At 71.4% G+C, this 23588-nt stretch carries 22 protein-coding genes; 12 read left to right on the top strand and 10 right to left on the bottom strand.

Going from position 1 to position 23588, the window contains the following annotated elements; translation table 11 throughout:
• The first annotated feature begins 45 nt into the window (after positions 1–45).
• Positions 46–1071, top strand: a complete 1026-nt coding sequence (locus ACFPA8_RS22795; protein WP_386451301.1) for an ABC transporter substrate-binding protein — start codon at positions 46–48, stop codon at positions 1069–1071.
• A gap of 67 nt (positions 1072–1138) precedes the next feature.
• On the opposite strand, the gene ACFPA8_RS22790 is transcribed toward ACFPA8_RS22795, so the two are convergent.
• On the bottom strand, positions 1139–1708 hold the full coding sequence (locus ACFPA8_RS22790; RefSeq protein ID WP_386451299.1) for a GNAT family N-acetyltransferase: 570 nt from the start codon (positions 1706–1708) through the stop codon (positions 1139–1141).
• Between the two features lie 324 nt (positions 1709–2032).
• Between ACFPA8_RS22790 and ACFPA8_RS22785 the strand changes: the two genes are divergently transcribed.
• Together ACFPA8_RS22785 and ACFPA8_RS22780 are read left to right on the top strand one after the other, a co-directional pair.
• Positions 2033–3082 carry a DUF2330 domain-containing protein gene (locus tag ACFPA8_RS22785; protein ID WP_386451297.1) on the top strand — a complete coding sequence of 350 codons (1050 nt, stop codon included), beginning with the start codon at positions 2033–2035 and terminating at the stop codon, positions 3080–3082.
• A 394-nt stretch (positions 3083–3476) separates the two neighbouring features.
• Entirely contained in the window at positions 3477–4025 is a 549-nt protein-coding gene (locus tag ACFPA8_RS22780; RefSeq protein ID WP_386451295.1) for a DUF1062 domain-containing protein, read from the top strand.
• Between the two features lie 122 nt (positions 4026–4147).
• Here the strand turns inward: ACFPA8_RS22780 and ACFPA8_RS22775 are convergent, their stop codons facing one another.
• From ACFPA8_RS22775 to ACFPA8_RS22755, 5 genes are all read right to left on the bottom strand, one after another.
• The gene (locus tag ACFPA8_RS22775; protein WP_386451293.1) at positions 4148–5497 is read right to left on the bottom strand and encodes an MFS transporter; all 1350 of its coding nucleotides are present in this window, start codon (positions 5495–5497) and stop codon (positions 4148–4150) included.
• Between the two features lie 218 nt (positions 5498–5715).
• Positions 5716–6036, bottom strand: coding sequence for a hypothetical protein (locus ACFPA8_RS22770; RefSeq protein WP_386451292.1), 321 nt, complete (start codon positions 6034–6036; stop codon positions 5716–5718).
• 290 nt (positions 6037–6326) lie between these two features.
• Positions 6327–7403 (bottom strand): sulfotransferase, encoded by a 1077-nt coding sequence (locus tag ACFPA8_RS22765; RefSeq protein ID WP_386451290.1) that lies wholly within the window; start codon positions 7401–7403, stop codon positions 6327–6329.
• A 146-nt stretch (positions 7404–7549) separates the two neighbouring features.
• The gene (locus ACFPA8_RS22760; protein WP_386451288.1) at positions 7550–8311 is read right to left on the bottom strand and encodes an IclR family transcriptional regulator; all 762 of its coding nucleotides are present in this window, start codon (positions 8309–8311) and stop codon (positions 7550–7552) included.
• A 34-nt stretch (positions 8312–8345) separates the two neighbouring features.
• Positions 8346–9797: an MFS transporter gene (locus ACFPA8_RS22755; RefSeq protein WP_386451286.1), complete on the bottom strand. Its 1452-nt coding sequence runs from the start codon at positions 9795–9797 to the stop codon at positions 8346–8348.
• A gap of 169 nt (positions 9798–9966) precedes the next feature.
• Here ACFPA8_RS22755 and ACFPA8_RS22750 point away from each other — a divergent pair, with 169 nt between their 5' ends.
• Positions 9967–10929 (top strand): 2-hydroxyacid dehydrogenase, encoded by a 963-nt coding sequence (locus tag ACFPA8_RS22750; RefSeq protein ID WP_386451284.1) that lies wholly within the window; start codon positions 9967–9969, stop codon positions 10927–10929.
• Between the two features lie 236 nt (positions 10930–11165).
• Positions 11166–11807 (top strand): class I SAM-dependent methyltransferase, encoded by a 642-nt coding sequence (locus ACFPA8_RS22745; RefSeq protein ID WP_386451282.1) that lies wholly within the window; start codon positions 11166–11168, stop codon positions 11805–11807.
• Between the two features lie 52 nt (positions 11808–11859).
• Here ACFPA8_RS22745 and ACFPA8_RS22740 read toward each other — a convergent pair whose 3' ends face one another.
• Both ACFPA8_RS22740 and ACFPA8_RS22735 read right to left on the bottom strand, forming a co-directional pair.
• Positions 11860–13239 carry a 6-phospho-beta-glucosidase gene (locus ACFPA8_RS22740; RefSeq protein WP_386451281.1) on the bottom strand — a complete coding sequence of 460 codons (1380 nt, stop codon included), beginning with the start codon at positions 13237–13239 and terminating at the stop codon, positions 11860–11862.
• The gene (locus tag ACFPA8_RS22735) at positions 13236–14000 is read right to left on the bottom strand and encodes a DeoR/GlpR family DNA-binding transcription regulator (protein WP_386451280.1); all 765 of its coding nucleotides are present in this window, start codon (positions 13998–14000) and stop codon (positions 13236–13238) included. Before ACFPA8_RS22735 ends, ACFPA8_RS22740 begins: the two co-directional genes overlap by 4 nt.
• Positions 14001–14221: 221 nt before the next feature.
• Here ACFPA8_RS22735 and ACFPA8_RS22730 point away from each other — a divergent pair, with 221 nt between their 5' ends.
• The 4 genes from ACFPA8_RS22730 (at position 14222) to ACFPA8_RS22715 (ending at position 18732) form a co-directional block, all read left to right on the top strand.
• Positions 14222–15331: a carbohydrate kinase family protein gene (locus tag ACFPA8_RS22730; protein WP_386451279.1), complete on the top strand. Its 1110-nt coding sequence runs from the start codon at positions 14222–14224 to the stop codon at positions 15329–15331.
• 133 nt (positions 15332–15464) lie between these two features.
• Entirely contained in the window at positions 15465–16934 is a 1470-nt protein-coding gene (locus ACFPA8_RS22725; RefSeq protein WP_386451278.1) for an extracellular solute-binding protein, read from the top strand.
• A 68-nt stretch (positions 16935–17002) separates the two neighbouring features.
• Positions 17003–17914 carry a carbohydrate ABC transporter permease gene (locus ACFPA8_RS22720; protein WP_386451512.1) on the top strand — a complete coding sequence of 304 codons (912 nt, stop codon included), beginning with the start codon at positions 17003–17005 and terminating at the stop codon, positions 17912–17914.
• Positions 17911–18732, top strand: a complete 822-nt coding sequence (locus tag ACFPA8_RS22715) for a carbohydrate ABC transporter permease (RefSeq protein ID WP_386451277.1) — start codon at positions 17911–17913, stop codon at positions 18730–18732. The genes ACFPA8_RS22720 and ACFPA8_RS22715 overlap by 4 nt, the downstream gene beginning before the upstream one ends.
• Before the next feature lie 75 nt (positions 18733–18807).
• On the opposite strand, the gene ACFPA8_RS22710 is transcribed toward ACFPA8_RS22715, so the two are convergent.
• Both ACFPA8_RS22710 and ACFPA8_RS22705 read right to left on the bottom strand, forming a co-directional pair.
• Positions 18808–20220, bottom strand: coding sequence for a sugar porter family MFS transporter (locus ACFPA8_RS22710; protein ID WP_386451276.1), 1413 nt, complete (start codon positions 20218–20220; stop codon positions 18808–18810).
• A 45-nt stretch (positions 20221–20265) separates the two neighbouring features.
• Complete coding sequence (locus tag ACFPA8_RS22705; RefSeq protein WP_386451275.1) at positions 20266–21246, bottom strand: phytanoyl-CoA dioxygenase family protein; 981 nt, start codon at positions 21244–21246, stop codon at positions 20266–20268.
• 184 nt (positions 21247–21430) lie between these two features.
• Here ACFPA8_RS22705 and ACFPA8_RS22700 point away from each other — a divergent pair, with 184 nt between their 5' ends.
• From ACFPA8_RS22700 to ACFPA8_RS22690, 3 genes are all read left to right on the top strand, one after another.
• Entirely contained in the window at positions 21431–22438 is a 1008-nt protein-coding gene (locus ACFPA8_RS22700; RefSeq protein WP_386451274.1) for a LacI family DNA-binding transcriptional regulator, read from the top strand.
• 285 nt (positions 22439–22723) lie between these two features.
• On the top strand, positions 22724–23071 hold the full coding sequence (locus ACFPA8_RS22695) for a gas vesicle protein GvpO (RefSeq protein ID WP_386451273.1): 348 nt from the start codon (positions 22724–22726) through the stop codon (positions 23069–23071).
• Between the two features lie 75 nt (positions 23072–23146).
• Entirely contained in the window at positions 23147–23587 is a 441-nt protein-coding gene (locus tag ACFPA8_RS22690; protein WP_386451272.1) for a gas vesicle structural protein GvpA, read from the top strand.
• Position 23588 lies beyond the last annotated feature (1 nt).

Raw genomic sequence — 23588 nt, 5'->3', positions numbered from 1 at the left:
CTGATCCTCTGATCCGCTGCGAACTCGGCGACTGGAGCTGCAGACATGAACTCACCCATCGAGCGCAGGGCGCTGCTGAAGTCGTTCGCGGCGGCCCCCGTGCTTCTCTCCCCCCTGGCCGCCGGCTGCGCCAAGCACGGTTCCGCCACCAAGGCCGGCACGCTCAACATCGGCCAGATCAGCAACTCGGTGGCCTTCTTCCCGCTGTTCGTCGCGGAGGAGAAGGGCTACTTCGAGGACGAGGGCATCAAGCTCGGTGACCGGCCGCGGCTGGGTACCGGTGCGAAGGTGGCGGCAGCCCTCAAGTCCGGTTCCATCGACCTCGGAGCGGGAGTCCTCACCGATGCGTTCAACCTCGCCCAGAACGACCCGGGCGCCCGCGTGCTCTCCAGTCTCGTCACCGAGTACTACGTGGACATCGTGGTGGGCAAGTCCTTCGACGGGCCGGACGAGGGAGCGAGCCTGAAGGAGCGCACCAGGTCGCTCGTCGGCAGGAAGATCGGCATCACGGGGCCCGGCAGCGGTACGGAGGCCCTGGTCAGCCATCTCTTCGAGGGCATCGGCAAGAAGGCGGAGACCGACGCGACGCTCGTGAACCTCGGCAGCGCGGCGACCTCGGCGATCGGGGCGCTCAAGTCCGGCCGCGTCGACGCCCTTTCGTTCTTCCAGCCGATCGGGCAGCAGGCAGAGGCCGACGGCACCGGCCGGATCCTGATATCCCCGGCCGCGGGCCATGTGCCGGACATGAAGGGCGCGCTGCACGGCGTCGTCTTCTCCACGCAGAAGCTGCTGGAGAAGAAGTCCAAGGAGGCCGACGGTTTCCAGAGCGCGATGAAGCGCGCACAGGCAGACGTGCACGGCGACCCGGACAAGGTGCGGGAACTGCTGGAGAAGTACCTCAAGGACACCGACGCCAAGGCACTGGACGCCCTGGTGCCGATCCTCCAGAAGGAGATGCCGCGATCACCGTCGGTCGAGCGCGGGCCGTACGAGACGGCGCGGCGCTTCCATCAGGCCAGCGGACTGGTGGAGAAGGCCCCGAAGTTCGCGGAGATCGAGGCGGACGCCTGACCCCGGCCCGTCCGGCGGGAGCGGTGCGGGCCGTCGGCGTGGTGCCGCACACGGAGCGCCGCGCCGCTCACGCCGGCTGCCCGCGCCCCGGCCGCGCCCGCCACTCCGGTGCGAGCACCGACCAGATCTCGATGTCGTGCCGCTCGCCGCGACGCAGGTAACTCTCCCGCAGGACGCCCTCCTTCGTCATGCCCAGCCGCCGCGCCACCGCGATGCTGGCCTCGTTCGCCGCCGAGACCACCCACTCCACGCGGTGGATGCCGCGCTCCTCGACGGCCCAGTCGATGATCACGCCGACCGCGGTGGTCACCAGCCCCCTGCCCACCGCCGAAGGCTCCAGCCAGCAGCCCGCCTCGGCTGTGCCCTGCTCGACGTCCATCGTCCGGAAGAGGACGCCGCCGACCAGTTCGCCGTCCGTCCAGATGCCGTAGATCCGCCCGGCATCTGCCGCAGCCTTCTCCGCGTACGACTTCAGGAAGGCGCGGCTCGACTCCAGGTCCTCGACCACGTCCGGAAGTCCGACGTACCGCCCGATGAACTCCCGTCCCCGGTCGATGTGGGCCAGGAATTCCGCGGCCTGCTGCGGCTCCAGGGGGCGCAGCTGCGCGCCGTCGTCACTCAGCGGTACGGAGAACACCGTGACCTCCACGGTCGAGTCGGGTGCGCGTCGACGGCCGGTCGTGTGCGCGAGAAACGTGTTCCACCGGTGGGCTCACCGGTCTTCATGCTTCTCCCGGCAACGTCTCGATGAGCTCCGGTGAATCCTGGGGCGTGAGAGCTTGCGCGCGGATGATCCCACAACGGCTCTCCACCGCGCGCACCCATTTCCGCCTGGAGAACGGCACGTCCCGGCCCTGGACTTCGCCGTGAGCGAGGGAACCGGCCGCCGCGGCCGGCCGTCCCGGTCCGTGTGAAGAGAATCCGGGGGAGCGGGCGCAGCCGTGCGACGGCTGTGGTGGTCATGTTGCTGGCGGCCCAACTGGCCGCACTGGCATGGCCCGCGTACGCGTGCGGATGCGGCGGGATGGTCACCCGCGACCGGTCACGCATCGCGGTCGAGCACGAGACCTCGGCCGTGAGCTGGGACGGGCGCACGGAGCAGATCCTGATGAGCCTCAAGGTCAGCGGCGACGCCGAAGAGGCGGCGTGGATCATGCCGGTGCCGCAGAGGGCGACCGTCCGGCTCGGCGGCCCGCGGCTGTTCACGCAGTTGGGGCGGCTGACCGCCCCGGTCCACCGTGACCGGCACCACTTCTGGCCCCGGTCCGGTGACTGGCCCTACGACGACGAGGACGGCGCCGCCGCGCCGGGCGGGGCGGTGGATGTCGTCGGCTGGAAGAGGCTGGGGCCCTTCGACGTCGCCACGCTCACCGCGACCGATCCGGACGCGCTCGAAGACTGGCTGGACGACAACGGGTTCGCTCTGCCGGAGCGTCTCGGCCGGGAGCTGAAACCGTACGTCGAGCGCCGATGGGAGTACGTCGCAATCCGGCTGGCGCCCGGCAGCAACGAGCGAGGGGACGTGCTCGGCGGCACCCTCGAGCCGCTGCACCTCACGTTCGAGTCCGAGCAGTTCGTCTACCCGATGCGGCTCTCCCGCGCGGCGAGCAAGCCGCAGTATCTCCGGCTGTACGTGCTGGCTGCGCACCGGATGCGCCCGGTCAGCGCCATCGGCGGCGACGAGCCGCGTCTGCGGTTCGCCGGACGGGTGGACCGGCCGTCGGATGCTGTCCGCCGCTTCGCCGGGGGAACCGGGGGCGGAGCCGCGCAGGAAGACGTCTTTCTGACTGCGTACGACCAGTACTTCCCGGTGCCCGGCCGGATCAGCGGTGACCACGAACTGCGCCGCGCCCGCTCGGATTCCGCCTTCCGCACCGTCGTGTACGACGATCAACTCCTCACCTGGGGAGGCGTGCCGGCCTGGCTGGTGACGGCGGGGGTCGTGCTGTTCGCCCTCGTGTGGGCCGTTCTCCGGCGGGCCAGGGCCCGGCGGCCGCTGCCCTTCTCCTGAACGCCCGTCGGCACGGCACGACTCCGGCCGTGTCCGCGCTCGTCGTCTCTCCGGACCGGCGTCGAACCGGGCGGGACGCAACGGCTGCGAAGGCGGTTTCGTACGCGGTGGGACTTCGGTAGCCCGGGCTGCCGTGCGGCCGGTGGACGTTGTACCCAGCTCTCGCTGAACTCGAAGATCACCGAGTGGCCGGCCACCCGCGGTGTCAGAGGCCCGAAAACCGATGGAGCCGCGCCGCTGCGCGCCGCTACCGTGCTGCCGCACGTTGCCGTCTTGCCGAGGGAGGGCCGTTGTACACCGCGTGAGACACCCCGAGCGCTGATTCGTCGCGCGTCGCCGCTGTGCGCCGCGCCCCTTTTCGCTGCGGTCTTTCTCACCGGACTGGTGTACACCTGTGCTCAGCACCTGGGTGGTCGTGCCCACCTGCCTTCCTCTCATCGTCCGCCGTTGCCACGCGTGCTCGTCCGAGCGCTTCCGGGCAAGCGGCAGATTTCGCGTCAACGCAAGCCACAAGGTCCTCGACGCCTGGCTCCTCGCGCTCTGTACCGCTTGCGGGGAGACCACGAAACTCACTGTCCTGGAGCGGGTACACGTCCGCTCCCTGCGCCCGGAGCTGCTGGACCGGCTGCATGACAACGACCCCGGCCTGACAGCGGAACTGCTCCAGGACCCGGGGGTGCGGCGCCGTAATCGCATCGCCCTCGACTGGGCCGACGCCTGGCGCCTCGACACCGGCGGGCCGGAGCCCGTGGACGGCGAGGTCCTCGACGTCTCGGTCCGCTTCGCGGCGCGCATCCCCGTCCGGCCCGTCCGGCTGATCGCGACAGGGTTAGGTCTTTCGCGAGCCGAGGTCGGGCGACTGATCACCGAGGGGAGGCTCGTTTCGGCGGACCGGCTGAACGGCAAGACCTCCGCCGGCTTCACCTTCATGCTCAAGCTCTGAGACGTTCCAGGACCACGGCCTGTCCGGCACGATCCGCCGGACAGGCCCGGCCGGCCCGAGCCGGATATTCGTCGGCAGTACGCGGGGCCCACGAACCCGTCAGGCGACGTGTCGGAGAGTCCTTACGGCTCGGGTGCGGTGCGCGTGGCCGGATCCGGTGCGCCCTGCGGCACCCCGGGCGGCGAAACCGTCTGCTGCGGCACGGACTTGGCGCGCAGCCGGTCCATCTGCCGCCATTCGGGGCGCAGTCCGGCGAGGCTGGTGGTCAGGAAGTACACGACGCCACCGGCCACCAGGGCCGGTACGAGCCCGAAGGAGGCCACTGCCGCTCCGGCGGCCATCCCGCCGAGGGGTATGCCGCTCCAGGCCACCGAATCGCCCAACGCGTTGACGCGGCCCAGCAGTCGACGCGGCACTCGCTCGAAGGCGATCGCCCCGAGGATGGGATTGAGGAAGCCCGCGCCGAACCCCGCGACGGCGAACACCGTCAGCACCGCCCATCCCGGCACGTCCGCCGCCAGGACGAGGAATCTCGGCGCTCCCGCGAGCAGGAAACCGGCGAAGAAGACCAGACGGCGCCGGAGACGGTGAGCCACCGCCGCGGCGATGAGGCTTCCGCCGACGGCTGCGATCCCCATGACGCTGCTGTTCAGCCCGATCGCGCTCGGACCGTTCCCGGACTCCTTCGCCCAGACCGGCATCAGCACCGTGGCGAACGCCGCGTCCAGCAGGTTGGTGATCCCGACCATGACGATGACGGTGAGCAGCAGCGGCTCGCCCCGCAGGAACCGGAAGCCCTGGCCGAAGCGCGTCCAGTAACCGGGCTGCCGGTCGCCGGGGCCGGGTGCGGCTGGGACTCCCATGCCGCGGGGGAGCGCCAGTGCGATGACTGCCGACCCCGATGCGAAGCACACCCCGATGACGACGAGGCCCGCCATCGGGCCGAGCAGCGCCACGAGCGAGCCGCCTGCCGCCGGGCCGACCGTCGAGGCGAGCCGTTCGGTGACGCCGGAGAGCCCGGTCGCCCGCTCCAGCGGCACGTGGGCGCGTTCGGCCGCCTCCGGGATCATGATCTCCTTCGCGAGATCGCCGGGGCCCCGGGCTGCGCCGATCAGCGCGACGAGAGGCAACAGCAGCCAGAAGGAGAGCCTGTCCAGGCTGTGGAGCAGGGGGATGGAGAATGCGGTCGCGGCACTGACCACGTCGGTCGACCAGGAGATGACGCGGGGACCTGTCCTGTCCACCAGCGGACCGGCGAACGCCTTGACCGCCACATACGGAGCCATCTCGCAGAAGGCCATCAGGCCCGTCTGCGTGGCGCTTCCGGTCGTGACGAGCACGAACCACGGCAGGGCGATGACCGAGATGCGGGTGCCGGTCAGCGCCACCCCCATCGCGGCGAGCACAGCGGCGAGGGGCCTGTAGCGGCCTGCTCCGGGCGGGCGGCCGAGGGCCGGGTCGTGTGCTCTCACTCTGCTCCTGCCGGACCCGGAAGGTCGCCTCGAACCCCCGGCGAACTCGGTGACCTGAACGCGGAGCACCGGTGCGCCGCGGCCGGGCCCGCCGTCAGCAGCTTACGCGGCGCCCCGGTACGCACCCGGGCCCCGTGGGGACGGGAGGCACGTGGGGACGCGGGGCCCCGGGGGAGCGGGCCATCTCAGCCCGAGGCCCGGCCCCTCCAGTCGCTCGCTCAGTCCTCGGCCTTGCTGTCGCCGTCGCCGTCGCCCTCGCCCTCGCCCTCGGCCCCGGTCCGGTCCCCGCTGTCCCGGCCGGTCGACGCCTCGTCGTCGGCTTCCCGCTCGCCGTTCTCGTCGGCCCGTACGCCCTGAAGCGGATCACCCGCGCCGGTGCCTCCGGGGGAGTAGCCCTCCGAACCGCTGGCGACGCCGGGAACCACGTGCGGCCGGGCCTGCTGCTCCTGCCCGGAGTGGGCGCCGGGGCCCCGGTCCGCGGGGTCGGCGCGGCGCGTCGTTCCCTGGCCCTTCCTCCCGGCCTGATCCTTCTCAGCCATGGATCTCCTCTTCCGCCGACGGTCGGCCGTCCCACGTCCGTACGACCTGACGGGCACGGTCACGGGTACGGGCACGCTGCGAATGCACGGCGCAAGTACCCGGGCCCGGGGCCGGGAAACGGCCCCCTTGGCCGACCAGCCGGCCAGCCGGCCAGCCGACCGCGTGCGGCCCCCCCCGCCGAATGCACCGGCCGCGGGCCGCGGACGTTTCCGGCGCGGGACCGCGCCGTCGTCCCCAGCACCGGCGGTGGCAGGCCGGGCCGTCGGGAGCACCCCGCCGGGGCGGGCCGTCAGCGGGCCGTGCGGGCCCCGGCCGACAGCAACGCCTCTTCCCCCGGCGCGCAGTTCTCGCGCAGCGCCGCGAGTTCGTCCCCGGGAAGCCGCAGCGCGGACCCCCGCCGGCCGGTGCCGTCGATGATCTGGTCGCCCTCCTCCAGCCACTCGGCGAACGGCTGGACGCCGACGAAGTCGGCCAGCCGGGCCAGCTCCTGGCGGGGCGCGTCGAGGAGCTTCTCGTAGCTGAGAGTCATGCGCTGCTCCGCGGGTACGGCGGCAAGCTGCCCGAGACCTTCGCAGACGAGCTCCGACCACAGCGTGCCGAACTCCGGTACGGGCATCGGGCGGTCGAGGACGAGAGCCGGGTCGTACTTCGGTTCGAGCAACTGCAGCAGATCCTCGGGGAGTTCTTTGCGCTGTTCCTCCGTCAGCTCGTCGGGCGACCCGGCCCAGCCGGCGCCCGTGCGGCGATGGATGTCCCGCAGCAGGGCGATCATCCGGTAGCCGTTGTGGCGGCTCATGGACAGGGCGCAGTCGGGGCCGTCCCGGAAGAGGTGCACGAAGCGGGCGTGGGGGAAGAGCTGGTGCAGCAGTTCCACCCGGTGCAGCGAGTAGCCGGAGCGTTCGACGGCGGCCTCCCGTCCCCCGATCCGGGCCGCCAGTGCACCGAAGAACGCCTCCCACTGCTGGGGCGCGGGGCGCTCGGGCCAGGCCGTCACCTCGGGTTCCAGCGCGTCGAGGAGCGCGTCGGGGTCGTCGGTCAGGTGCGGCAGCGCCATCATGCTGACGGCGGGGATGCCGGTCGTCTCCGCCGAGTAACGCCACTCGGGGTGGCGGTTGTAGAGGAACTCCGGCAGCGGCGTGCCGCTGCGGACCATACGGTCGAAGACCTCCATGGGTTCCCTGAGGCACCGCCAGAACTCCCGCCCCGTGAGCGGCTGCCGGCTCAGGGCCGGCGGGCCGTCGATACACGAGTACAGCTCGTTGAGGCTGAGTACGTCCGGATGCAGCCGGAGCACCCCGGACAGCGCCGTGGAGCCGCTTCGGCCGGTGCCGACGACGAAGGTCAGGGTCTTGATGCCCGTACGCACAGTTCTCCTCCCCCGCGACCCTCCCCGGCCGCTCGCTTCCGATTGCACCCCCTCCCTACCCGCGCGCACATTGATCGACCCGGGACGGCGGACGATCACGCGAAGGAGTGGTGAGGCGCGCGGAGCCCGCGAGGATGCGGCGGGCGTCACGCCAGCAGGGAGGCGATCTCCTCCGTGCAGGCCAGCAACGCCGGTACGTACGCGTGCAGTTCCTCCCTGGAGGTGAGGACGACGGCAGCCCCGAGGGAGACCGCCATCCGCGGCCTGCGCGAGCCGTCGGCGTGGGGCACGGCGGCGGCGACGGAGCGGACGCCGACCTCGTTCTCCTCGTCGACCTCGGCCCAGCCGCGCGCCCGTACGCGCGCCACCTCCCCGCGCAGCACCTCCGGGTCCGTGAGGGTGCGGGAGGTGGTGGGGGCCAGCTCACCCGCGAGGAGGGTCTCGATCTCGGCGGGCGGCAGGGTCGAGACCAGGGCCTTGCCCATGGAGGTCGCGTGCCACGGGTTGCGGGTGCCTTCGGCACTGCGCAGCTGAAGATGCTGGCTGCCCTGGACGCTCAGCACGAGCAGCACCTCGTCGCCGTCCAGGATCCCCGCGATCGCCGGCAGTCCCGTACGGGCGGCCAGCCGCCGCATCGGGTCGGCGGCGGCGGAGTAGCCGGCGGGGGAGCGCTGGAAGCCCCGGGAGAACTCCAGCACCCGCACGCCCAACGCGTAGCGGCGGGTGTCCTCGTCGTAGGCGACGAACCGTTCGGAGGCCAGGCGTCCCAGCAGGCGGTGCGCGCTGCTGACGGGCAGCCCGGCGATGCGCGCCGCGGCGCTGACACCCAGGCCCGAAGGGTTGTCGGCCAGTACGGTCAGCAGGCGCAGACCCCGGCTCAGCATGTCGTCGCCGGGCGGTGCGGTCACCGTCGGTGCTCCCTCGATGATCGTGCGCGGCACGTCAGCCGTGTCGGTTGCCGGCCGCAGGTGCGGGCTGGTCAACGCTCACCGTACCGGCGGCGGCGACTGCCGCCCGCGGTTCCTTCACGCCGAACATGAGCGCCGAGGAGAGCAGCGTGCACCCGGCCATGAACCCGAAGGCTCCGGCGTCGCCGAGATCCGTGCCACGGACCCAGCCCACGAGATAGGTGCCGGCGAACGAGCCCAGCGCACCGAAGGAGTTGACCGCCGCCACGGCGGCGCCGGCCACCCCGGCCGGGGCCAGTTCGGAGACGAGCGCGAAGTACGGGCCGTAGGGCGCGTACATGCACAGGCCCGCGACGACGAGGAGCGTCATCGCCAGCGGGAAGTTCGAACCGGCCAGATACGAGGCGTACAGCGCCAGGGCACCCGCGCTCAGCCACGGCCACACCGCGATGCGGCGGCGCATGGTGCGGTCGGAGACACGGGAGTTGAGCATCATGGCCACGACGGCGAAGGCGTACGGGATGGCGGAGAGCAGCCCGGTCGCGCCGATGCCTTCGCCGGAGCCCTGCTTGACGATGGAGGGCAGCCAGAAGACGAAGCCGTACATGCCGAACGACCAGAAGAAGTACTGCGTGGCGAGGACGACGACGGGCCTGGAGCGCAGCACCCTGGCGTAGTCGCCTGCCGTCGCCCGAGGTGCGTCCGCGGTGGTCGCCCGGGCGCCGGGGCCGGTCTCCTCGCCGGGGGAGCGGGGCGTACCGGCCTTCACGTCGGCGGCGGTCAGGGCCGAACCGGGGGCGGCGGTGGCGGCACGCTGCTCGGCGGCGAGATCCGCGCGCAGTTTGTCGTGCTCCGCCCGGGGGAGCCAACGGGCCTCGCCCGGACGGTCCTTGATGACCCGCAGGCACACCAGACCCCAGACGACCGAGGGCAGCCCCTCGATGACGAACATCATCCGCCAGTCCGACACCTCGATCAGCCATCCCGAGAGCACCGACAGCCACATCACGGTGATCGGATTGCCCAGGATCAGCAGGGAGTTGGCGCGACCGCGCTCGCCCTTGGTGAACCAGCGGCTCAGCAGCACCACCAACGACGGCAGCACCGCGCCCTCGACGACGCCGAGCGCGAAGCGCACCGGGATGAGCTGTTCCGGGCTGCTGAGCAGGCCCTGCGCCGTGGCGAGCAGGCCCCAGGCGATCGTCGATCCCGCGACCAGCCGGCGGATGCTGCGCTGCTCGGCGTAGATCGTTCCCGGGATCTGGAAGAAGAAGTAGCCGAGGAAGAAGGAGGCGGCGATGAGCGAGTCGGTCCCCGCCGAGAGGTTCAGCTCCTCGGCCATGCCGCCCGCCGAGGCGATCGCGTAGTTGGACCTGTCGAGGTAGGCGAGCGAGTAGGTGACGAACGCGATCGGCATCAGATAACGGGCTCGGGTCGAGGACCAGAAGCCCCCGCCGCCGAGGCGGGATGAAGACGACCCTGTCATTCCCGACCCCCCTTTTTCCGTGAGATGGAAAGTGTTTCACTGGGCGGGAAGGACGTTACGAGTGTGTGCCCGGTGGGTCAACAGTTGCGGGCGTGGCCGACCCCACAGACCGCTCACGCCCGTCCGCCCGTCCGCCGTGTACCGAGAACGAATGAGAGGCCGCGCACCGATGCCCGAGACCCACGCGAACCCCGGTTCCGCCTCCGCTCTCGACGTGCTCCTGCCCTGGGGCGACCTCGACGAGAGGCACGGGCCCTGGCCGTCCGGCGTGCGCGTCCACGTGTGGGACGGACTCACGCCCGAGGACGAACTGCCCCCGCAAGTGCTGGAGTCGGCCGGCTTCTGGGTGATGCCCTACGCGGTTCCGGGCGTCGAACGCCTGCTTCCGCGGTTCCGCGGCCTCCGCGCCGTGCAGTCGCTCAGCGCCGGTGTGGAGAAGGTGCTGCCGCTGCTGCCCGGGGGAACGAGCCTGCACAACGGGCGGGGGCTGCACGACGCCAGCACCGCCGAACATGCCCTCGGTCTGATCCTCGCCGCGCAGCGCGATCTCCCGCGATGGGCCGAGGATCAGCGACAGGGCCGCTGGGAACCGCATTTCACCCGCTCCCTCGCCGACTGCCGAGTCGCCGTGATCGGTTACGGATCGATAGGCGCGGCTCTCGAACGGCGGCTGCTGGCGTGCGAGGCGGAGGTGGTGCGCGTCGCTCGCAGGGCCCGTCCGGAGGAGGACGTGCACGCCGTCACCGATCTGCCGAAGCTGCTTCCCGACGTCGGGATCGCGGTGCTCGTGCTGCCCGAAACCCCCGCCACCGAGGGGCTGTTGGGCGAGGCAGAGCTGGCTGCGCTGCCTGACGGCGCGCTCGTCGTCAACGTGGGCCGAGGACGTACGCTCGACACGCAGGCACTGGTCGCACAACTGCGGGCGGGTCGCCTGCGGGCCGCACTCGATGTCACCGATCCCGAACCGCTCCCCGCGGACCACCCGTTGTGGCAGTGTCCCGGTGCGCTGATCACGCCGCATGTGGCGGGCGGTTCCGCGGCGTTCCGTCCGCGCGCCGAACGTCTGATCGTCGAGCAGGTCCGCCGCTACGCCGCGGGCGAGCCGCTGCTCAACGCCTTTCCCCGGGCCTGATGCCGGACGTCCGCCGACGGCGCGCCTGTCTCCGGCGGGAAGGGCGGAGCGCCGACTGCGGGAAGTCCAGGGGCTGATGGAGCTTGGTGAGCCGTGCCCGTCGCGGCGAGCCGGACCTCACGCGGGCGTGGCGCTCGGTGAACCCGCGCGGGGCAGCTGAGCAACTCGCCCGCACCGCCCGGGCCGTACGGCAGCTTCACCGCCGGCCCGGGCGTCCGTGTGCGAGGGTCGGCCTCATGCCCTTCGACCACAACGACCACTACCACCGGCTGCTGCTGCGCCAGGTACCGGGCGGGAGCGGTGCCGCCCTGGACGTCGGGTGCGGGACCGGCCGGTTGGCGCGGCGGCTCGCACGGCTGGGTCTGGACGTCGACGCGGTCGACACATCCGAAGAGGTGATCGCCCACGCCCGCGCCCTGTCGGCCCGCAACCCGGGCCTCCCCGCTCCGCGTTACCGCCAGGCCGATGTCACGGCGCTCGAACTGCCCCCGCGGCACTATGACTTCATCTCGTGCCTCGCGAGCATCCACCACGTGTCGTTCTCCACGGTCGCCGCGCTGCGTGACGCCCTCGCGCCCGGCGGGGTCCTGGTGATCCTGGGCTGCTACCCGGAGACGACCTGGCCGGACCGGGCCTGGAGCCTGGCGGCCGTACCCGTCAACGCCGTGACCCGGCTTGCCGTCGCCGTGCGGGAGCGGCTCGGGCCTGCACCGGGCGCCAGCGGCCCGTCCGGCGCCGGGCGCGTCACGGCCCCCATCCGGCGGCCGGAACTGACGCTGCCGCAGATCCGCCGTGAGGCTGCCGTCCTGCTGCCCGGCTGCCGCATCCGCAGACTGCTCTTCTGGCGCTATCTGCTCGTCTTCCGCAACAGCGGCTGAGTAGCCGCCGGTTCGGGTCCGCCCGCACCGATCGGGGGGCCGCCGGACACGGTCAGAAGCCGTCCGCGTCCAGGATGCGTTCCGCGACCCGTACGGAATCCACCAGCGGGTGCAGGGCGAGCGCCCTCACCGCCGCGCGGCGTGAACCGTCCGCCGCCGCCTCGATCGCCGACCGCTCCACAGCCTTGACGGAGAGCATCAGCCCGAGCTGGTCCGGGGCCACGGCCCCGGCCGACAGCGGCCGGGCGCCGCCCGCGTCGACCAGGCAGGGCACCTCCACCACGGCGTCCTCGTCCATGCCCGGAACGGCCCCGCGGCTGGGCACGTTGAGGATCAGCTTCGTGCGCTCGTTGCGCGAGATCGCCCGCATCAGGGCGAGCGCGACACGGTCGTAGCCGCCGCCTTCCAGGTCGCAGCTGTCGCGCTGCCAGCCGCCCGTGGCCTCGCGGCTCTCGGCCATGTACGTCTCCTCGCGCTCCCGCCTGGTGCTTTCCCAGGCCGCGTACGCCTCGGCGGGCGAAGCCGAGCGCCGCGACACCTCGTAGAAGCGGGCCTGCTGCTGCCGCAGGAACTCACCCCGGGTGGCCTCCGCGTCCCGCATCGCGGCCACCGCCTCCCGGTTGAAGTAGTAGTAGTGCAGATACTCGTTGGGCACCGCACCCAGGGTGCGCAGCCACTCGGCGCCGAAGAGTCTGCCCTCCTCGAAGGACGTCGACCGGTCCCCGTCCGCGAGGAGTCCGGGGAGCCGGTCCCGTCCGTCCACGACGACGCGGCGCAGCCAGCCCAGATGGTTCAGGCCCACGTAGTCGTAGTCGGCCCGGTCCGGGTCCACCCCGGCGGCGCGGGCGGTGCGGCGGCACAGCCCGACGGGGGAGTCGCAGATGCCGATCACCTTCTCGCCCAGGCCCCGTTGGCGGAAGGTCCTGTTCATCGCCTCGGTGACCATCCCGGCGGGGTTGGTGAAGTTGACGATCCAGGCGTCGGGGGCGACTTCGGCGACACGCTCCGCGATGCGCACCGCCACGGGGAGCGTGCGCAGGCCGTAGAGGACGCCGCCCGCGCCCACCGTCTCCTGCCCCAGCACACCCTCGGCGAGGGGAATGCGTTCGTCGCGCGTCCGGCCCTCCAGCCCGCCGACCCTGATGGCGGAGAAGACGAAGTCCGCGCCGCGCAGGGCCTCGTCGAGGTCGGTGGTGGCACGTACGGCCAGCGGCGGCGAGCCGTCCGGACGCCGGCCGGACCCGTCCCGCCGTGCCGCGTGCTGCTCCGACTGGTGGGCGAGGACGGCCTGTACGGCGTCCAGCCGGGCCTGTCCGGTGTCGTGGAGGACGAGTTCGGTGACGCGTCCGGCCGGGTCGCCGGTGTCCTCCAGCAAGGCCCGGTGGACCAGCGGTACACGGAATCCGCCACCGCCCAGCACGGTCAGCCTCATGGCCCGGCCACCTCCACAGCTACCTCCACTCCGGCTTCGCGGAAGACCGCGAGGGTGCCGGGGTCGGACGCCTGACCCGTGATCAGTACGTCGATGTCCTGCGGCCCGCAGATACGGGCCGTCCCCTTGCCGGGGAACTTCCGTGCGGTGGCGAGCAGCACCACCTGCCGGGCGGAGCCCAGCATGGCCTTCTTCACGGGCACTTCGACGTCCGTGGTGTCGAGGACGCGGCCGTCCGGGAGTACGCCGCTGGTGCCGAGGAAGAGCCGGTCGGCGTAGAGGCTCCGCAGGCTCGCCTCGGTCAAGTGACCTACGAGAGAGCGGTAGTTGCGGCGTACCTGCCCGCCGAGGAGAACGAGGGAGACGTCGGGGTCGTCGCGCAGTTCCTCGTAGACGGCAAGGTTGCTGGTCGCCACGGTGATCTCCCGTCCGTGGAGCTGACGGGCGAGCTGAAGTGTGGTGGTGCCGATGTCGAGCAGCACCACCTCGCCGTCCTCGACCGTGGCGGCGGCACGGCGCGCGACGGCCTCCTTGTCCGCGAGATCGTCGACGGCCTCCTCCTCGAAGGGCCGCTCGGCGGGCTGCCGGGCCACCGCGCCGCCGTAGACCCGCGTCAGCCTGCCCGCCCTGCCGAGGTCGTTCAGGTCGCGGCGCGCGGTGGCCTCGCTGATGTCGAGGCGTTCGGCGATCTGCCCGACGGGCAGCACACCCTCCTCGCGGAGGAGCCGCAGCAGCTGTTCGTGCCGGTGCTCACGCAACATGCACGGCAATGTAGCGCGCGTGAGCGACTATGCGCGAGTGTGACCGGCCTCTTGCACTTTCAGGGTCTGACGTGCAAGGTACCGCTCAACACGTGACGCCGGGAGCGGCGGAGAACCCCTCTCCGGGAGCTCCGGGAGCTCCGGGAGCTCCGGGAGCTCCGGGAGCTCCGGGAACTCCCGGGCGTCGCGGCGGCAAGTCGGCACGAGGGGCGGGAAGAGCAGTGAGTACGACCGGGAGCGCACAGCCCGCGCCGACGCCGGCGGCCCTGGACCCGCTGGCGGCGCTGCGCGACGACGGCGGCCCGGAGCAGGACGTCTTCCTCACCGGCACCGTCTTCCTCGACATCGTCTTCACGGGGCTCGACCACGCCCCTGTGCGCGGCACCGAGTCCTGGGCGCGCGGCATGGGCTCCAGCCCCGGCGGCGTCGCCAACATGGCCACCGCGCTGCGCCGCCTCGGGCTGCGCACCTCGCTCGCCGCGGCGTTCGGCGACGACGTGTACGGCGACTACTGCTGGGAGTCCCTGGCCGACAACGAGGGCATCGACCTCGCGCCCTCCCACCGCGCCCCCGGCTGGCACTCGCCGGTGACGGTCTCCATGGCCTACGAGGGCGAGCGGACGATGGTCTCGCACGGCCACGAAGCACCGGCACCCTGCGTGAGCGTCGCCCAGCGTCCGCGCTCCCGCGCCTGCTTCACCGCGCTGACGCCCGGCCGCATGGAGAACTGGGCGCGTGACGCGTACGAAGAGGGCAGCAAGATCTTCGCCGACGTCGGCTGGGACGACACGGGCGCCTGGGACCCCGACACCCTCGCCGACCTCTCCTACTGCCACGCGTTCCTGCCCAACGCCGCCGAAGCCCAGCACTACACGCGTACCGGCTCCCCCGAGGAGGCGGTACGGGCGCTGGCCGAGCTCGTCCCCATCGCCGTGGTCACCAAGGGTGCGGGCGGCGCGGTCGCCGTCGACTCGCTCACGGGCGAGAGCGCCGACGTGCCGGCGCTGCCCGTCCAGGCGCTCGACCCGACCGGTGCGGGCGACGTCTTCGTCGCCGGATTCATCAGCGGGACGCTCGCGGGCTGGCCCCTCGCGGACCGGCTCGCCTTCGCCAATCTCACGGCAGCCCTGTCCGTACAGCACTTCGGGGGCTCGCTGTCCGCTCCCGGCTGGCCCGAGGTCGCCGCCTGGTGGCAGTACGCCACCCGCTGCGGGGGGCAGAGCGAGGACGTGATGCGGCGCTACGGCTTCCTGTCCGGTCTGCTGCCCGGCGCCGACCGGGGCTCGGCCCTTCGCCGGGCCACTCCCACCATCGGATTCCGCCCGTCCTGACCGCCGCTCCTGACACACCGACCTGACACACGACCGACAGTCCGTTCCTGACACACCGTCCTCCGTCCCGGCACAGACGGCCGCCACGGGCGAGGCGCGGCCCGCGCACCGCGGGACGCCGAGAGGAGACCCCATGCGCTCTGTGAGCCCGACGGCCCGCGCGAGTGTCTTCGGCCGCGGAACCACGGCGCCGCCATGCCGGCGGGGCCTGCGGGCCGCCCGCCGGACCGCGGCGCTCGCCGCCGCCCTCGCCACCGCCCTCCTCGCAGGCGCCTGCGTGCCCGGCACGGACGGCTCCGCCGCACCCGGCGCCGGCGGGTCGGGCGCCGCCGCGAGTGCCGTGCCCGATCCCGCGAAGGCCGGCAAGGCGACGCTGACGGTCTGGGACCAGGAGATCCGCGGCGGCCAGAACGAGGAACTGGAGCGCCTCAACGGGGAGTTCGAGGAGAAGTACCCCAACGTGCGCATCAAGCGCGTGGCCCGCAGCTTCTCCGACCTGAAGACGACCCTGAAGCTGGCCATATCCGGCAACAAGCCGCCGGACGTCATCCAGGCCAACCAGGGCTACCCCGACATGGTCGCCTTCGTGAAGGCCGGCCTGCTGCGCCCGCTCGACGACTACGCGGGAATCTACGCCTGGAACACCCGCTACCCGGCCACCCTGCTCAACCTCAACCGCGTCTCGGCCGACGCCCGCAACTTCGGGACGGGACGTCTCTACGGCATCTCCCAGACGGGCGAATACATCGGCGTCTACTACAACAAGGACGTCCTCGACGACGCCGGTCTCGAACCGCCCGAGACCTGGCAGGACCTGACCGACGCCCTGCCCGAGCTCAAGGACGAGGGTCATCTGCCCGTCCAGTTCGGCAACTTGGACAAGTACCCGGCGATCCACTCGTTCGGTGTGCTCCAGAACCAGGCAGGGGGAGCCGAAGAGTCCCGGGAGAGCGTCTTCGGACGTGGGAAGGGCTTCGACAACGACCCGACGCGGGAGGCCGCCCGTACGCTCGCCGACTGGAAGAAGCGCGGCTACATCCCCGGGGGCGCCAACGGCACGGGTTACGACGACGCGGCGAAGAAGTTCGCCGACGGCGAGGGCGCCTTCCTCATCACCGGCACCTGGCAGCTCGCGGACCTGAAGAAGTCCATGGGCGGCAAGCTCGGATTCATGCCGCCGCCACCGGCCGAGGAGGGAAGGCCACCGGTCACGACGGGCGGACAGGGGCTGGCCTGGTCGGTCACCTCACGTGCCAGGCACCCCGAAGTGGCCGCCGCCTACCTCGACTTCATCACCAGCGCGCACGCAGCCGACGTGATGACCGAGGAAGGCGTGCTGCCCGCCCTTCCCGGCAAGGCGGCCCGCCGACTGCCCGAAGGCAGCGTCGACGCTCAAATGGTCGACGGCTGGCGGCAGTTGAACGCCGACGACGGACTCGTCCCGTATCTCGACTACACCACGCCCACCTTCTACGACTCCCTCTCCGCCGACCTCCAGGGCGTCATCGACGGAAGAATCACACCCGAGGAGCTCTCCACCCGCATGCAGCGGTCCTACGCCGCCTTCCAGGAGAAGCAGACCGGCAGGAAGCCGAAGCCGTGAGCGCCGTGCCCGCCGGAGACCGTCCCGGCAAGCAACCGTCCCGGCCCGGCGGGCGTGTGCGCGTGCGCGTGAAGGCACCGGCCCGCGCGGCCGGGCGGTACCGCCGCCGGGCGCCGGGCAGGCCGCGCGCCGTCGGCTACCTCTACGTGCTGCCGGCCTTCGCCCTCTACGGGCTGTTCCTGCTCGTCCCCCTCGGCCAGACGGCGTGGCTGTCGCTGCTGCACTGGGACGGCCTGACAGCGGCCACCTGGGCGGGACTCGACAACTACAAGGGCCTGTTGACCGACCCGTCACTGCGCGGGCCCTTCCTGCACGCTCTCTTCCTGCTGCTCTTCTACGCCGCCCTGCCCGTGGCGCTCGGCCTGCTGCTGGCTTCGGCGCTCTCCCGGTTCCGCCTCCGGGGGGCGACCTTCTTCCGTACCGTGCTCTTCCTGCCGCAGGTGCTCGCGATGGTCGTCGTCGGTGTGGCCTGGCGTTCGATCCTCGCCCCGGACGGACTGCTCAACGACGCTCTGACGGCCGTCGGACTGGAGTCGCTGACGAGATCCTGGCTGGGTGACTACACCTGGGCCCTCCCCGCCGTCGGCGCGGTCGGCACCTGGGTGGAGACCGGCCTGTGCGTGGTGCTCTTCCTGGCAGGCACCCAGCGCATACCGCGGGAGCTGTACGAGGCGGCACGCATGGACGGAGCCGGCCCCGTCCGGGAGTTCTTCGCCGTCACCCTGCCGGGGCTGCGCGCCGAGATCGCGGTCGCGTTGACGCTGACCATCATCGCGGGGCTGCGCAACTTCGACCTGATCTACATCACCACCGGCGGCGGACCCGGCAACGCCACCTCGGTCCCCGCGTACGAGGTGTACCACCGGGCGTTCGAGACCAACGAGGTCGGCTCGGCCGCGGCCATGGGGATGGGGCTGACCTTGCTGATCTTCACGCTGACCGTCGCCGTGTCCCGCCTCGTGGAAGGGCGGAACCGATGACCGGACGTCTCGAACGCACCGTCACCTACGGCATTCTCGTCCTCTTCGCCGCCGTGAGTCTCACACCCGTCGTCGGCATCCTCTCCAGCGCCTTCGGCCGGCAGTCCTCCCCGAACACCGGCTTCTCCCTGCCCGACGGCCTCAACTGGGCGAACTTCGCGGACGCCTGGACCCGCGGCCACTTCGGCACGTACCTCACCAACTCGGTGCTGGTCGCCGTGGCGGTCGTCCTCACGACGTCCCTGCTGGCGCTTCCGGCAGCCTATGCCTTCGGGGTGATGCGCTTCCCCGGTTCGAACCTCCTCTTCTACGCCTTCGTGCTCGGCCTCACGCTGCCGCAGGAAGCTCTCGTCGTACCCCTGTACTTCGATCTGCGGTACTGGCAACTGACCGACACCTATTGGGCGTTGATCCTGCCGCAGACCGCCCAGTCCCTCGCCTTCGGCGTGTTCTGGATGCGCGGCTACTTCCGCAGCGTGCCGAGCTCCGTCATCGAGGCGGCCCGGCTCGACGGTGCGTCCAGCTGGGGCACGCTGTGGCGCGTCCTCGTGCCGATGGGGCGCCCGGCCGTCTCCACCATGGTCGTCATCGTCTTCATGTGGACGTGGAACGAGTTCCTGATGGCGCTGGTGATGGTCAGCGACGAGGCACACCGCACGGTCCCGCTCGGACTCGCGTTCTTCCAGGGCCGGAACACCTCCGAGACGGCGCTGCTCGCGGCGGCCTCGGTGCTCATCGCCCTGCCGGTCGTGGTCGTCTACTTGGCGCTGCAGCGCCGTTTCGTCGAAGGAATGCTCACGGGTGCGGTGAAGGAGTGAGCGCGGCCGGACCGCACCGCCGTGCGGCCCGGCCGCGGGCTCGCCGCTGACCCGGAGGGGACCGGAGAGCCGGCCCTACGCGTCCACCCGCTCCTTCCTCCCGCCGGCGGGTTTGCGCAGCGCCTTCTCGATCTCCTCGAGCGTCCGTCCCCGCGTCTCGGGGACGCGTCGCAGCACGAAGATCCAGCAGGCCGCGTTCATCAGCGCGTAGACCATGAAGGTGGCCGTGCGACCGAACGTGTCCACGGCCGTCAGCGCGGTCAGCGCGATGACCAGGTCGAAGCCCCACACGGCGGTCGTGGCCAGACTCATGGCCGGCCCGCGCACCGCCAGCGGCAGGACCTCGGGGCCGATGAGCCACACGACGGCCTGCATGCTCGCCCCGTTCAGGAAGATGTAGGCGAACAGCGAGAGGATGACCGTCCACTTCTGTCCCTGCGAGCCCCCGGCGCCGAGGAACGCCAGCGCGAGTACGGCCATGGCGAGCCCCGATCCGGGCAGCAGCCACAGCAGCAGCCGGCGCCGTCCCGTCCGGTCCACGAGGAGCGTGCCGGCGATACCGGCGAGGACGAGCATCACGCCGATCCCGACGCCCGTGAGCAGCGCGGTGCTGTCCCCGAATCCGGCGTCCGTGAGCAGCTTCGGCGCGTAGTAGACCATCGCGTTGATGCCGGTCAGCTGCGAGAACGCGGCGATGCCCAGCGCGACGACCAGCGCCGGACGCACCCAGCTGCCGCGCAGCGCACGCCAGCCCGCGCCGCTCTCCCGGGTGCGGACCTCCTCGATCTCGGCGATCTCGCCGCCGATGTCCGAGCCGGGCACGCGCAGCTTGGTGAGGACGGCGGCCGCCTCGTCCGTACGTCCCTTCCCGACGAGCCAGCGGGGACTCTCGGGCAACGGCAGCATGCCGACGGCGAGCACCACAGCGGGGACGGCGGCGAGGGCGAACATCCACCGCCAGCCCCCGGGGCCGGCCAGGGCGTATCCGACGAGGTAGGAGATCAGCTGACCGATGGCGACCATGAGCTGGAAGAGCACCATGAGCCGGCCGCGTACCGCTGCGGGCGCGGTCTCTGCGATGTAGACGGGGACGGTGTTCGAAGCGGCACCGACGGCCAGCCCGAGGACGAAACGGGCGGCGATGAGCGTGCCTGTCCCGGGAGCGACGGCCGCTGCCACGGCGCCCACGGCGAAGAAGACGGCGACGCCGGTCACGACGGGCTTCCGTCCGTGGCGGGCGACGAGCGTCCCGGAGACCGGCGCGCCCACCATGGCGCCCACGAGGATGGCGCTGACCACGATCTCCTGGGCCCGTGAGGAGAGATGGAGGTCACGCCCCAGGTCGAGCAGGGCGCTGGAGATGATGCCGGTGTCGTAGCCGAACAGCAGACCTCCGAGGGCGGAGATCGCGGCGACGGCGTAGAGCAGTGGAGGCTGCCTCACGGGTGCGGCGGAATCGGCGGTCTGCCCTGGCGCGGGGGAGGTCACGTGCGGTACTTCCTTCGTCTTGCGGTGGTTCACGGCGTCACGGACTCAGCGCTCGCCGCCGGCGGTCTCTTCGGGGGCGGTGCCGGCCGTACCGGTGCCTGCCGCGCCGTCGTCGTCGGGGGAGTCGGGCTCCGCGTCGCCCATGACCAGGCCCTCGATCGTGTGCTTCTGCGTGATGGGGGTGAGAGAGTCGACGACCGGGCAGTGCAGGTGCGCGCGCACGCGCTCCGGAAGGGTCTCCCAGTACTCGCGGGTGACGGCCATGTCGTGATGGGCGTCGTTGCCCGCGCCGGGGGCGTCCACCCCGAGCACGAGCACCGGCCGGGAGAGACCGGAGCGGTTTGCGGTGCCGCGGTGGATGGTCAGCGCCGAGCGTACGGAAACGTCGCCGCGCTGCGGAAACTTGCGTACGCCGAGTTCGCGGTAGCGGGCGTAGTCCTCCCGGGGCGGGAACATGGAGTGCTCGAAACCGTCGTCCGCGTCCCACTGCGTGCCGGGCGCGATCTCGAAGGGACCCATGTCCTCGGTGGTGTCGACGCCGGTCAGGTTGAAGGCGAGGGAGTTCAGCCGGCGCTGCTCACGGGTGACGTCCGGCATGGGGAAGTCCCGGTGCCAGGGCTGGTTGACCGCTCCGGCGAAGGGGATGTCGAAGCCCAGCTCGACGATCGAGTAGTCGGGGCCGAGTACGGCCTCGCACACCGCCCGCACCCACGGGTGGTCGACGAGGTCGACGAAGCCGCGCAGCTGCTCGGGGTGTATCTCCACGTAGTAGCGGTCGGGGCCGCGCCCCACGGCCCCGCCGGGCCGTTGCCGTGCTTCTGCGAAGGCGTGCTCGATGTCCTCGCGCATGCGGTCCGCCCACTGGGGGGTGAAGGCCCCTTTACATGCGCTGACGCCGTCGGTGTAAAGGTCCCGTACGACGTTGCCGACGGTCGCGAAATCGACCTGCGGGGCCTCGCTCCGGGCGGTTCCCGGAGTCTCCGCGGCCCGGTTCCCACCCGCCGGGTGGGTGCTCACGGTGGTCACTGTGTCGCTCTCCTCTCTCGATGCGGCTGCCGGTGCCGGCCACACGACCTGCCACTTTGCAACGTTGCATGCATCGTGGCAACAGGATGGAACAAACTTTCTTCGAGCCGGGCGCGGCGTGGGATGATCGGGTCCGCCCGTGACGAGGGACGCGGGACGAGGCAGGCGGAAGGAAAGGTTCCAGGTGGCGGCGAAGCTCAAGGACGTGGCGGCCCGCGCCGGAGTGTCCGTGCGGACCGTCTCCAACGTGGTCAACAACGCACCCGCTGTGGCGCCCGCCACGCGGGAACGCGTCCTGGTCGCCATAGACGAGCTCCAGTACCGCCCCAACCTCGCGGCCCGGAATCTGCGCCAGGGCCGGACGGGTCTGATCGGCCTGGCGGTCCCCGAGGTCAGCTCCCCCTACTTCGGCGAGATCGCGGAGCTGCTCATCGACGCGGCGCAGGACCGCGGCTGGACCGTGCTCATCGACCGTACGGACGGCACGGCCGCGCGTGAACGCCGTCTGCTGGAGGGCTCGGAGCGGCACACGGTGGACGGCATGATCATGAGCCCGTGGTCGCTGACGCCCGAAGAGCTCGGCCGGCACAGCGCCACGATGCCCTTGGTCGTCCTCGGCGAGCAGGAGACCGGCGGCACTGCCGACCACGTGGCCATCGACAACGTCACGGCCGCCGGTGAAGCGACCGCCCATCTGGCGGGGCTGGGCCGTCGCCGGATCGCCGCCGTCGGTCTTCAGCCGCAGCTGTCCAACGGCACGGCCGAGCAACGCGCGCAGGGTTACCGGGAGGCCCTGACCGCTGCGGCTCTGCCCGTCGAACCGTCGCTGATGAAGTCCGTCGCCTCGCTCCACCGTGACGAGGGTGTCCGTGCGATGCGTGAACTGCTCGCCGCGGAGCCTGTGCCGGACGCCGTCTTCTGCTTCAGCGACGAACTCGCGCTCGGCGCGATGCGCGCCATCAGCGATCACGGTCTGCGCGTTCCGGCGGACGTCGCAGTGATCGGCTTCGACGACATCGAGGACGGACGCTACTGCGTACCGTCCCTGGCCACCGTCTCACCGGACAAGCCCCAGATCGCCGAACGCGCGCTGCAGTGCCTCGCCGACCGTGTCTACGGGCGGCTGGGTCATCTCCCGGCCCGTCAAGTCACCGTCCCGCACCGGCTCGTCGTCCGCGAGAGCGCCGTCTGACCTGGGGCTCCGCCTGGGGCACGTCGTTCGGAGCTCTTGCCCCGCGCCGCGTACGGGCGCGTCCGCCGGGTCGGCCCGCGGGCGTCCAACTCCCTTTCCTGCGGCGGCTGTTGAGCCCCATGACGTCCGTCTACGACGACCAGACGTGACCCCGGGGCAGTGTGATGTGCGCCAAGCGTTGCGCATAGGTCCGCGCCCCAAGGGCACCCAACCAGACCTCTCGCCTTTCACGGCGAGATCCGGAACACACGTATATAGCCCAACCGAACGGAAAGAGGTGAGGACATGGCGACAACTGGTGACAAAACCAATGAAGACGGTCGAAAGAGTAAGGAAGAGAAGCAGGCCAGGAGCACAGGCGCACAGAACGGCCGTGTCCCCATCGCCGAGGCGATGCGACTGGCCGCCGGCCAGCTCGCTGAACTCCTTCAGTGCGAACCCGGTTCGGTCTCCTCCGTCAAACCCACCGACGAAGGCTGGACGGCCGACGTCGAAGTGGTCGAGGTCGAGCGTGTGCCGGAGACCACCAGCGTCATGGGCTCCTACCGCGTGCAGTTGGACGGTCGGGGACACCTGCTCGGTTACGAGCGGACCCGCCGTTACGCACGCGGGCAGATCGATCAGCGGAACTGACAGACGCCCGGTGATCCGTGTTCTCCGGTCACCGGTGCATCCGCTGCGCGCACCAATCCGAAAGGGAGAAAGAGCGTGACTGTAGTACCGCAGACGAATTCCCAGCCGAGCGCCGGTGCCGGTGGAGGGAACCTCTACGACATCCTCGAACTCATCCTGGACCGCGGTCTCGTGATCGATGCGTTCGTCCGCGTTTCCCTCGTCGGCATCGAACTGCTCAAGATCGACGTCCGGGTCGTCGTCGCGAGCGTCGACACCTACCTGCGTTTCGCCGAGGCGTGCAACAGGCTGGACCTCGAGGCCGGCCGCAAGGCTCCGACCCAGCTCACCGACATCGTGGGCGAATCGATGGAGAGCGGCGCCAGGGGCAAGTCCAAGGGCGCGCTGACCGGCGCCGTCGAGGCGTTCAGCGAATCCCTCCAGCGGGGCCGCGACGGTGAGGAGGACGAGCGGGAGCCGCGGAAGGCGTCGTCCAGCTCTGCCGGCCGCCGTACCGCCCGCCGTAAGGAGGACTGAA

The sequence above is a fragment of the Streptomyces ovatisporus genome (assembly GCF_042653885.1).
Classification (GTDB): domain Bacteria; phylum Actinomycetota; class Actinomycetes; order Streptomycetales; family Streptomycetaceae; genus Streptomyces; species Streptomyces ovatisporus.
The sequence above is the reverse complement of the archived record's forward strand: the minus strand, read 5'-3'. Positions and strand labels throughout refer to the sequence as shown.